This is a genomic window from Caulobacter sp. Root487D2Y (assembly GCF_001427165.1).
Lineage (GTDB): Bacteria > Pseudomonadota > Alphaproteobacteria > Caulobacterales > Caulobacteraceae > Caulobacter.
Genome location: NZ_LMFD01000001.1, coordinates 64,856 through 73,937 on the forward strand (window position 1 = coordinate 64,856; position 9,082 = coordinate 73,937).

Annotated in this window: 11 protein-coding genes; 4 read left to right on the forward strand and 7 right to left on the reverse strand. The window is 69.4% G+C overall.

Features of this window, described 5'->3' with window-relative positions; genetic code table 11:
• Positions 1-235: 235 nt before the first annotated feature.
• Complete coding sequence (locus ASD38_RS00330; protein ID WP_056438193.1) at positions 236-703, reverse strand: OmpA family protein; 468 nt, start codon at positions 701-703, stop codon at positions 236-238.
• 81 nt (positions 704-784) lie between these two features.
• A complete protein-coding gene (locus tag ASD38_RS00335; protein WP_056438190.1) occupies positions 785-1,126 on the reverse strand; it encodes a glycine zipper domain-containing protein in 342 nt (113 codons plus the stop codon).
• 129 nt (positions 1,127-1,255) lie between these two features.
• Between ASD38_RS00335 and ASD38_RS00340 the strand changes: the two genes are divergently transcribed.
• Together ASD38_RS00340 and ASD38_RS00345 are read left to right on the forward strand one after the other, a co-directional pair.
• A complete protein-coding gene (locus tag ASD38_RS00340; RefSeq protein ID WP_056456675.1) occupies positions 1,256-2,119 on the forward strand; it encodes a diacylglycerol/lipid kinase family protein in 864 nt (287 codons plus the stop codon).
• Positions 2,116-2,967 carry a metallophosphoesterase family protein gene (locus ASD38_RS00345; protein WP_156390509.1) on the forward strand — a complete coding sequence of 284 codons (852 nt, stop codon included), beginning with the start codon at positions 2,116-2,118 and terminating at the stop codon, positions 2,965-2,967. Before ASD38_RS00340 ends, ASD38_RS00345 begins: the two co-directional genes overlap by 4 nt.
• 14 nt (positions 2,968-2,981) lie before the next feature.
• On the opposite strand, the gene ASD38_RS00350 is transcribed toward ASD38_RS00345, so the two are convergent.
• The 3 genes from ASD38_RS00350 to ASD38_RS00360 all read right to left on the reverse strand — a co-directional run bounded on the left by ASD38_RS00350 (position 2,982) and on the right by ASD38_RS00360 (position 4,476).
• Positions 2,982-3,599: a superoxide dismutase gene (locus tag ASD38_RS00350; RefSeq protein WP_056456676.1), complete on the reverse strand. Its 618-nt coding sequence runs from the start codon at positions 3,597-3,599 to the stop codon at positions 2,982-2,984.
• Between the two features lie 98 nt (positions 3,600-3,697).
• Positions 3,698-4,093 carry a hypothetical protein gene (locus ASD38_RS00355; protein WP_056456679.1) on the reverse strand — a complete coding sequence of 132 codons (396 nt, stop codon included), beginning with the start codon at positions 4,091-4,093 and terminating at the stop codon, positions 3,698-3,700.
• Complete coding sequence (locus ASD38_RS00360; RefSeq protein WP_056438338.1) at positions 4,090-4,476, reverse strand: hypothetical protein; 387 nt, start codon at positions 4,474-4,476, stop codon at positions 4,090-4,092. The genes ASD38_RS00355 and ASD38_RS00360 overlap by 4 nt, the downstream gene beginning before the upstream one ends.
• A gap of 198 nt (positions 4,477-4,674) precedes the next feature.
• Between ASD38_RS00360 and ASD38_RS00365 the strand changes: the two genes are divergently transcribed.
• Positions 4,675-6,588 carry an HWE histidine kinase domain-containing protein gene (locus ASD38_RS00365; RefSeq protein WP_056438180.1) on the forward strand — a complete coding sequence of 638 codons (1,914 nt, stop codon included), beginning with the start codon at positions 4,675-4,677 and terminating at the stop codon, positions 6,586-6,588.
• Positions 6,589-6,719: 131 nt separating this feature from the next.
• On the opposite strand, the gene ASD38_RS00370 is transcribed toward ASD38_RS00365, so the two are convergent.
• On the reverse strand, positions 6,720-7,136 hold the full coding sequence (locus ASD38_RS00370) for a GFA family protein (protein WP_056438178.1): 417 nt from the start codon (positions 7,134-7,136) through the stop codon (positions 6,720-6,722).
• 1 nt (position 7,137) lies between these two features.
• A complete protein-coding gene (locus tag ASD38_RS00375; RefSeq protein WP_056438175.1) occupies positions 7,138-8,334 on the reverse strand; it encodes a CaiB/BaiF CoA transferase family protein in 1,197 nt (398 codons plus the stop codon).
• 122 nt (positions 8,335-8,456) lie between these two features.
• On the opposite strand from ASD38_RS00375, the gene ASD38_RS00380 reads away from it, so the two are divergent.
• Positions 8,457-9,056, forward strand: a complete 600-nt coding sequence (locus ASD38_RS00380; RefSeq protein ID WP_056438172.1) for a DUF4142 domain-containing protein — start codon at positions 8,457-8,459, stop codon at positions 9,054-9,056.
• Positions 9,057-9,082 lie beyond the last annotated feature (26 nt).

Sequence of the window (9,082 nt, forward strand, 5' to 3'; positions counted from 1 at the left end):
GAACCGCCTCGGGGGTGCGACGTTTTCGGATTGCGGAGGCGGCGACGCCCCCCCGACTTGAGGCTGGTGAAAGCCAGCCTGCTGCCTCCGCACCCCTCTTCAAAGCTTTCAGGCGGACCCATCGGATCCGCCTTTTTTAGTGCGCGCGATCCAACGCGCGACTAGAGCGTCACCGCCGAGAGCCGAAGCCGGCCTCGGCGCCGATCGCGCTCTCGATGGTCGAAGAAGACAGGTCCTAGCGCAGCTTTCCATCCAGATCGAACCGGATGTCGGCCTGTCGCCGCAGGGGACGGGCTTCGCCTCCGCTGGTCAACGCGCCGGCGTCTCCAACCGCGCCGACATCGAACTGCACGTTGCTGTAGCCCATCTTGGCCAGGGCGCGCGTCACGGCGTCGGCCCGCTGCTTGGACAGCGCCAGGCTGACGTCCGGCGAGCCGACGGCGTCGGCCAGGCCGACCACCCTCACCGACGCGACCTTGCAGCCGGTGGCCACGGCGTCGGCGCCCTTGAGCACCGAGCGCGCCTCGTTGGTCAACTTGGCCGACTTGCTCTCGAAATAGATCTGGACCGAGAAGTCCTCGCAGCTGGGCGTCGTCTGCACGATCTGGGAACGGGACTTCGGCCAGGGATTGCTCGTGCCGCACCCCGCCATCAGACCGCCCAAGGCCGCCACGCCGATGATCGCCAATCCGATTTTCTTCATCGCTTGCCCTCTCTGACGTCACGGCGCGCAAAGGCGGCCGACACCAGCCGGCCGCCTTGAAGATTTCAGGCTTGACCCGATTTAACGGGGGCTGCCGTCTTCCCAGTAGTAACGACCGCTGCGCGAGTCATAGTAGTAATACCGTCCGGCTCGCTCGTCATAGTACTGACGGCGATTAACGGTGGTCGCGCCGCAACCGCCATCCTCGCGGCAACCCTTCACGGCCCCGACGGTGCCGCCCAGGGCCGCGCCGACGAGGGCGCCGGTGCTGGCGCTGCCGCCGCCGACATTGTTGCCGACCACCGCGCCCGCCAAGGCGCCCAGGGCCGCGCCGCCCGCGGCGTTTCGTTCCGTGTTTCCCGTGGCGGTGCAAGCACTGGCCAGCACGCCGACGCCCAAGAGGGCGATCAAGGTCTTGTTCATCGTGGCTCTCCGTTCGAGCTTGTCCCAAGCAGGCAAACGGCCGCCTCCGCCAACGGTTCCGGGAACCCGCGCCAAGCGCCGCCGTTTCTCTCGAGCTTTCCCGCGCCCCCGCGCTTTTTGGAGTTTCGCATGCGTGTGGAAGTCGTCACCAACATCGCTTCCGGTTCGGTGGGCAAGGACGCCCCGGCCCAAGCCGAGGCCATCCTGGCCAAGCACGGCGTCACGGGACGGGTCCACGCGCCCAGCGAAGGCGAACTGACCGCCTGCCTGCGCGCCGCCATCGATTCCAAGCCCGACGCCATACTGGTGGTGGCCGGCGACGGCACCGCCCGCGCCGCCGCCGAGATGGCCGGTCCGGACGGTCCGATGGTCGCGCCCCTGCCGGGCGGCACCATGAACATGCTGCCCCACGCGCTCTACGGCCCCATTCCATGGCCCGAGGCCATGGCCAACTGTCTGAAGGACGGCCGAGAGCGCATGATCTCCGGCGGCGAGATCAACGGCCGACTGTTCTTCGTCGCCGCCATTCTCGGCAGCCCCGCCCTGTGGGCCGAGGCCCGCGAGGCGGCCCGGGCCGGGCGAGCGGACCTGGCCATCCTGCGGGCCCGGCGCGCGATCCGCCGCGCGTTCTCCAGCCGGCTGCGCTACGTGCTGGACGGCCGCCCCAAGGGCAAGACCGAGGCGCTCAGCCTGATGTGCCCGCTGGTTTCCGCCGATCTGGACGCCGACGAGCAGGCGCTGGAGGCCGCCGCGCTGGATCCGGCCAGCGCCCTCGACATCTTTCGCCTGGGGGTCAACACGGTGACCGGCAACTGGCGCAACGATCCCTCGGTGATCGTCGGCCGCTGCCGGATCGGCAAGGTCTGGGCCGGCGGCCGGATCCCGGCCATCCTCGACGGCGAGCCCGTGCGGCTGGACGACACCGTCAGCATCCGTTTCCGTCCCAAGGCCTTCCGCGCCCTGGTTCCCGCAGGCCCGGGTCCCGCCAAATGAAGCCGCTGAAGCTGGTCCAGGTGTCCGACATCCACTTCGGCGGCGAGCACAAGGCCGCCGTCGAGGCGGCCGTCGAGCGCATCCAGGCCGAACGGCCCGACCTGGTGATCGCCGCCGGCGACCTGACCAAGGACGGCAAGGTCAGCGAGTTCGACGCCGTCCAGGCCTGGCTGGACCGCCTGCCCCGGCCACACCTGGTCACCCCGGGCAATCACGACACCCCTTTCGTGGGGCCGCGCGAGATCCTGACCCGTCTGGTCGCGCCCTGGCGGCGGTATGAAGATCGGTTCGGCCGGCGGATGAACAGCGATTGGGACGACCCGCGCGCCACGGTCGTCACCCTGAACTCGGCCCGCGCCTTCCAATTGCGGCTCAACTGGTCCAAGGGCGCGGTGTCGCGCCGGCAGGTCCGCGAGGTCTGCGCCGACCTCGATCAGGCCGCGCCCGACGCCTTGAAGATCGTGGTCTGCCATCACCCCCTGATCGAGATGATCGGCGGCCCGATGACCGCCAAGGTGCATGGCGGCACGGCGGCCGCCCAAGCCTTCTCCCAGGCCGGGGTGGACCTGGTGTTGACCGGCCATATCCATGCGCCGTTCGTCCACCCCTACCCGTTCGCCGACGGCTGCACCCAGGCGGTGGGCTCAGGGACGCTGTCGGTGCGCGAGCGCGGCGTGCCGCCCAGCTTCAACGTGATCGAGATCGACGACGTCGACATCCGCATCACCGCCCTGGCTTTCGAGCGCACCCACTTCGTCACCTGGCGGACCTGGTCCGTCCCGCGCCGCTGCGTGCCCAAGGGCCCAGACGAAAGCGGCGCGACCGAGGTCGCGCCGCTCCAGGTCTAGATCCGAAGGTCCAGTCAGACCGGCTCGGGATAGGTCCAGGCCGCGCCCTGCCCCTTGGCCGCGGCGAACTGGGCGTCGGCGAACACCCAGTTGGGCAGGACGTCGAACCAGGCTTCCAGGAAGCCCTTTCGGTTGTTCTGGTGGTCCAGATAGTAGGCGTGCTCCCAGACGTCGCAGACCAGCAGCGGGGTGATCCCGTCCTTGGTCAGGGTGTCGTCGGCGTCGTGGGTCGACAGGATCACCAGCTTGCCGCCTTGCACGGCCAGCCAGACCCAGCCCGAACCGAAGTGGCCGACGCCTTCGGCGACGAACTTTTCCTTCAGGCCGGCCAGGTCGCCGAACGCTTCGGTGATGGCGGCGGTCAGCTCGGCCGACGGGCCGGCCTTTTCGGGGCTCATGCAGTCCCAGAAGAACGCATGGTTCCAGGCCTGGGCGGCGTTGTTGAACACCTTGCCGGGGCCGGCCTCGCGGATCACCGCTTCCAGCGGACGCTTGTCGCCTTCCGGCAGCAGGCCGTTCAGCGCGTTCACATAGGCCGCGTGGTGCTTGTCATGGTGGAAATGAAGCGTGTTGGCCGAGAGGGTCGGCTCCAGGGCTTCATAGGCGTAGGGGAGATCGGGGAGTTTGAACATGATGGCTCCAGGGCAAAACGCCCCCGGAAGATGGGCGGGGAGGCCCGGAAAACCAGAGGCGGGAAAAGCTAGTCTTGTCGATTATCGGCCGTCGCGGCCTAGCGTGGCGGCGGCTTCTGGGAATCCAGCAAGGCCTTGGCGACGATCGCGGCCAGGGCCGGGTTGCGGAAGGCGATGAAGCCCGCCGCCAGACCGGCGCCGATGGTCAGGATCGGACGCTCCTTGACCATCTCGATAGCCTTTTCGGCGAAGGCCAGGGCGTCCGGCGCGGCGGCCGGACGGTCCTTTTCCTCGGCCTTGAGGGCGGCCGTCAAGCCGGCGATCCCGACGATCGCCGCGGCGACCGCCGCGACCACCGCCGCCGCGCCCGCCGAGCCGAGATGGGGCGCCAGCACCGCGAACAGCGCGAAGGCGGCGGAGACCACGCTCACAGCAGCGGCCGCGGCGATCGCCGCGGCCGCTGCCAGGGTCGTCAGAGTCTTGCCGAAGATCACTTGTCGCGGCCGCTACGGTTTCCGGCCAGCAGCAGGCCCAACAGAACGCCGACGCCAAGGCCGGCCAGGGTGGCGGTGATCGGCCGCTCGCGGATCCGCTCGCTGGCATAGCGGCTGGCCTCGTCGACCGATTGGCCGGCGGTGTCGGTATAGGTGCGGGTCTGGGCGCGCAGGGTTTCGAGACCCTGGGTCAGGGACGCCTCGATGCGCTTGGCGGCGTCGGACAGGTTGGCCTTGGCCGAGGCGGCGGCGTCGCTGAGGTTGCTGCGGGCGGCGCTGGCGGCCTCGCCAAAGCTGCGCTCGGCGTGATCGAGGGCCGCGCCGGCGTTCGACGTCGCCTTGTTGGCTTCTTTGATAGCGGGGTTCAGGCTGTTGTCGGGCATGAGAATCTCCGGTTCGCGGGCTCGGTTCTTGTTGGGGGCGGGCAGCGCGAAGCTGCGCCCGCACAACGCAAAGCCGAGGCGACAAGTTCCATTGTAGCCTCAAGGTCGAAGCTTCACCACAGGGGATCTTCGGTCGCGGGGAGGGACGTCGTCTTTATCGATCTCGCGCCCTGCGCGAACCCGGTCTATGTTCGAATCATGGACGATGCGGGCGGAACGCTGGCAGATGATCAAGAGGCGCGGCGGCTGCGCGCCCTCGACGCCCTTCGCGCCTTCGACGGCGACCCGGCCGACCCCCGGTTCGATCGAATCGTCCGCCTGGCCTCACGCTTGTTCAGCGCCCCGCGGGCGGCGATCCGCCTGATCGGCAAGGACCGCGTCTGGTTGAAGGCCAAGGTCGGCTTCGACCATGACGAGGAGCCCCGTCCTCCCGGCCTGACCGAACGCCTGCGCGAAGACGGCGTGGTCTCGCAGCCGGACCTCGCCGGGGCGCCGGACCAGACCTTGCGTCCCTGGTGCGCCGACAGTCGGTTTTTCGCCTGCGCGCCGCTGAAGACGCCATCGGGGGAGATCGTCGGCCTGCTGACCGTCGAGGACACCCTCCCCCGGGACGGCGTCGACATCGGACTGACCGACGCCCTGGCCGACCTCGCCGCCCTGGCGATGGAAGAACTGCTGCACGATGCTGAAACGGCGCGCAACGTCGCCGAGCGCACGCTGGACAGCGATCGGATCGCCCTGGCCCTGCACGCCGCCAACCTCGGCGAGTTCGTATGGGACATGGTGACCGACACCGTGCGGATCAGCGCGCGGATGGCCCGCATCACCGAGGTTCCCGAAGGCCTCGCGCCCGCCCAGGGCGGCGAGACCCTGTACGCCTTCGTGCACCCCGACGAGCGCGAGGCGATCCGCGCCGAGGTCCAGGCCCAGCTGAGGAGCCAGGGACGCTACGAGGTCGAGTTCCGGCGGGTGTCGTCCGATCCGAACCGGGTGATCTGGAACAGCGTGGCCGGCCTGCTGGTCAAGGACGCCGCCGGCAAGCCGCTGCGGCTGATCGGCGTGGTCCAGGACATCACAGCCCGCAAGGACGCCGACGACCAGCGCGAGAACCTGCTCACCGAGCTGGACCACCGCATCAAGAACATCCTGGCCGTCGTGCAGTCGGTGGCCGGCCAATCGGCCCGCAAGGCCTCGTCGCTGGATGGTTTCCTCAAGGCTTTCAACGGCCGGCTCAAGTCGATGAGTTCGGCCCACGACCTGCTGAGCGCCGCGCGTTGGCGCGGCGCCACCCTGGCCCGGATCGCCGCCGCCGAACTGGGGGGCGTGGCCCCCAACCAGACCCGCTGGGACGGGCCGGAGCTGTTCCTGACGCCCCGGGCGGCCGCGGCCCTGTCGCTGACCCTGCACGAGCTGGCCGTCAACGCCGTGAAGTACGGATCGCTGTCGGTCGAGAGCGGCCGGGTCGAGGTGGTCTGGCGCGAAGCGCCTGGCGGCGGCTTCAATCTGGAATGGCTGGAGACCGGCGGGCCGATGACCTCGCCGCCCGACGTCCGCGGCTTCGGCATGACGCTGATCGAGGACGTGGTCGGCCGCGAGCTGGGCGGTCGGGCGACCATCGAATACAAGCGCAGCGGCGTCACGGCGATGATCCACGGCGCCGCCGACGCCCTGGTCGACGAGCCGGAACCCGAACCGGTCGAGGCCCCCGACGCCCGCATCGTCGAGACCGTCGGCGGCGGGGACGACAGTTTCAAGGCCGGCGACATCGCGGGGCTGAAGGTGCTGATCGTCGAGGACTCCCTGCTGTTGGCCATGGAACTGGAGGCCGGGCTGGAAGATTCCGGCGTGGAAGTGGTCGGCTGCGCGGCCGAGCTGTCCGAGGCCCTGCAGATGCTGGAGCTGACCTTCGACGCCGCCGTCCTGGACGCCGACCTCAACGGCCAGTCGGTGGCCCCGGTCGCCGAGATCCTGCGCCGCGAAGGCCGGCCCTTCGTGTTCGCCACCGGCTACGCCGACAAGGCCGCCCCGATGGGCTTCGACGCCCCGATCGTCCGAAAGCCCTACAACGTCCACCAGATCGCCCGGGCGCTGGCGTCGGTGACAGGGCGCTAGAACGGCCCTCTCCCCGCGGGGAGGCCGCCGAAGGCCGATGGGGGAGCTTTAGGACCGACCGGGATGTGGCGTTTGCCATCCACTCCCCCCCACCGTCGGCTTCGCCGACATCTCCCCCAGAGGGGGGACCCTCAATCCGGCAATCCGTCGAACGCTTCGAGCCCTTCGGGGATCACCGCCCAGTCCGGCCGGCCCTTGACGAAGATCGCCACGGCCGGGTGGAAGAGCGACGGGTCGTCCAGCGAGCCGGCATAGATCGTGTGGGAGTCGGTCTGGCCCACCGGCCCGCCGAACACCAGGCTGGCGCAGGTCGGGCAGGAATTGCGCACCGCGTCGCTGCCCCGCGCCGACACGCAGGTGAAGGTCCTGGTCGGGGCGCTGAAGGTCAGGTCGGCGGCGGCGAAGGCCATGAACGGGATGAAGCCCGAGCCCGAGGCCTTGCGACAGTCGGCGCAGTAGCAGTGGCCCATGTACAGCGGCTTGCCCCGCGCCTCGTAGCGCAAGGCCCCGCAGAGGCAGCCGCCGGTGTAGAGGGTCTGGTCGTCCATCCTAGATCACTCCCTTGGCCCGCAGCTTGGTGATCGCCTCGCTCGACAGTCCGGCCACCGCGCTCAGCACCGCGTCGGTATGCTCGCCCAGGGCCGGTCCCGGCCAGCGCACGCCGCCGGGGGTGTCGGACAGCTTGGGAAAGGCGTTCTGCATCTTCACCGTGCCGAACACCGGGTGGGCGACTTCGACGATCGACTCGCGGGCGGCGAATTGCGGGTCCTTCAGCATGTCGGGCGCGCGATAAACCCGGCCGACGGCCAGCCCGGCGTCCTCCAGCAACGGCAGCAGGGTCTCGATGTCGTGCTCGACCGTCCAGCCGGCGATCGTGGCGTCCAGCTGCAGCTGGTTTCGTCCTCTTGCCGCGTGATCGCGGTAACGCTCGTCGGTCGCCAGTTCCGGCCGGCCCATCGCCTCGCACAGGCGCTTGAACAGGGTGTCCTGGTTGGCGCCGATCAGGATCAGCTCTCCGCCGCGTGTGGGATAGACGTTGGACGGGGCGATGCCCGGCAGGATCGCGCCGGAGCGTTCGCGCACATAGCCCGACAGGTCGTATTCGGTGATCAGGTTCTCCATCACCGTCAGCACGCTCTCGTAGATCGCCGCGTCGACCACCTGGCCCTTGCCGGTGCGCTGGCGGGCGTGGAGGGCCATCATCACGCCCAGGGCGGCGTTGAGGCCGGCCAGGCTGTCGCCGATCGAGATGCCCGCCCTCGCCGGCGGCCGGTCGGGCTCGCCGGTGATGTGGCGCAGGCCGCCCATGGCCTCGCCGATCAGAGCGTAGCCGGCGCGGTGCGAATAGGGGCCGGTCTGGCCGAAGCCCGAGACGCGGGCCATCACCAGGCCGGGATTGGTCCTGGCCAGGTCGTCATAGCCCATGCCCCACTTTTCCAGCGTGCCGGGCCGGAAGTTCTCGACCACGACGTCGGCCTTGGCGATCAGGGCGCGGGCGACGTCACGGCCCTCGGGCGCGCGCAGATCCAGGGTCACCGAGCTCTTGTTGCGGCCGATCACCGGCCACCAGGGCGAATGGCCCTTGGGCTTGGTGCGGCCCCACTGGCGCATCGGGTCGCCGGCCTTGGGGTCCTCCAGCTTGATGACCTCCGCGCCGAAATCGCCCAACACCTGGCCGCAGAACGGTCCCGCGATCAGCGAGCCCATCTCGATCACCCGCAGGCCGTTCAGCGGCGCTTCGGCCATGCGTTTCTCTCCCGGCGATCACGGAACCCATCACGGGTGCGTGAAGTTCTCTATGCCACCTCGGCGCTGCGCGGCGCCGAACAGCTTCAATGTTCTAGAAAAACGCGCAGGGAAAGAAAGCCATGACTCGTAAGCTTCTCATCGTCGGCGCCGCCATCGCCGCCCTCAGCGTCGCCGCCTGCAACCAGAAACCCGACGAGACCAAGGGCGCCGCCACCCCGGCCGAACAGGCCGCCACCCCGGACGCCAACCCGTCGGCCACCGTCCCGACCCCGTCGGACGAAACCAAGGCCGCCACCTTCGTCGAGAAGGCCGCCGCCACCGACATGTACGAAATCGAAGCCGCCAAGGTCGCGGCCAAGCGCTCGACCAACGCCGAGGTGAAGAAGTTCGCCGCGATGATGGAAAAGGCCCACACCAAGACCACCGAGGACCTGAAGGCCGCCATCGCCGCCTCGGGCGCGGCCCTGACCCCGCCGACCGCCCTGCCGGCCGACCTGCAGGACAAGCTGGACGACCTCAACAAGGCCAGCAACGAAGACTTCGACAAGACCTATGCCGACGACCAGGTCGACGTCCACCAGGCGGCCCTGAACCTGATGCAGCGCTACGCCCAGGACGGCGACACCGCGGCCATCAAGGCCTTCGCCGCCGCCACGGCCCCGGCCGTGCAGGAGCACCTCAACGAGGCCGAAGGCCTGAAGAAGGGCTTCGTCCACTAGCCAAGTCTGGTTCCGGAGCGCGCGCG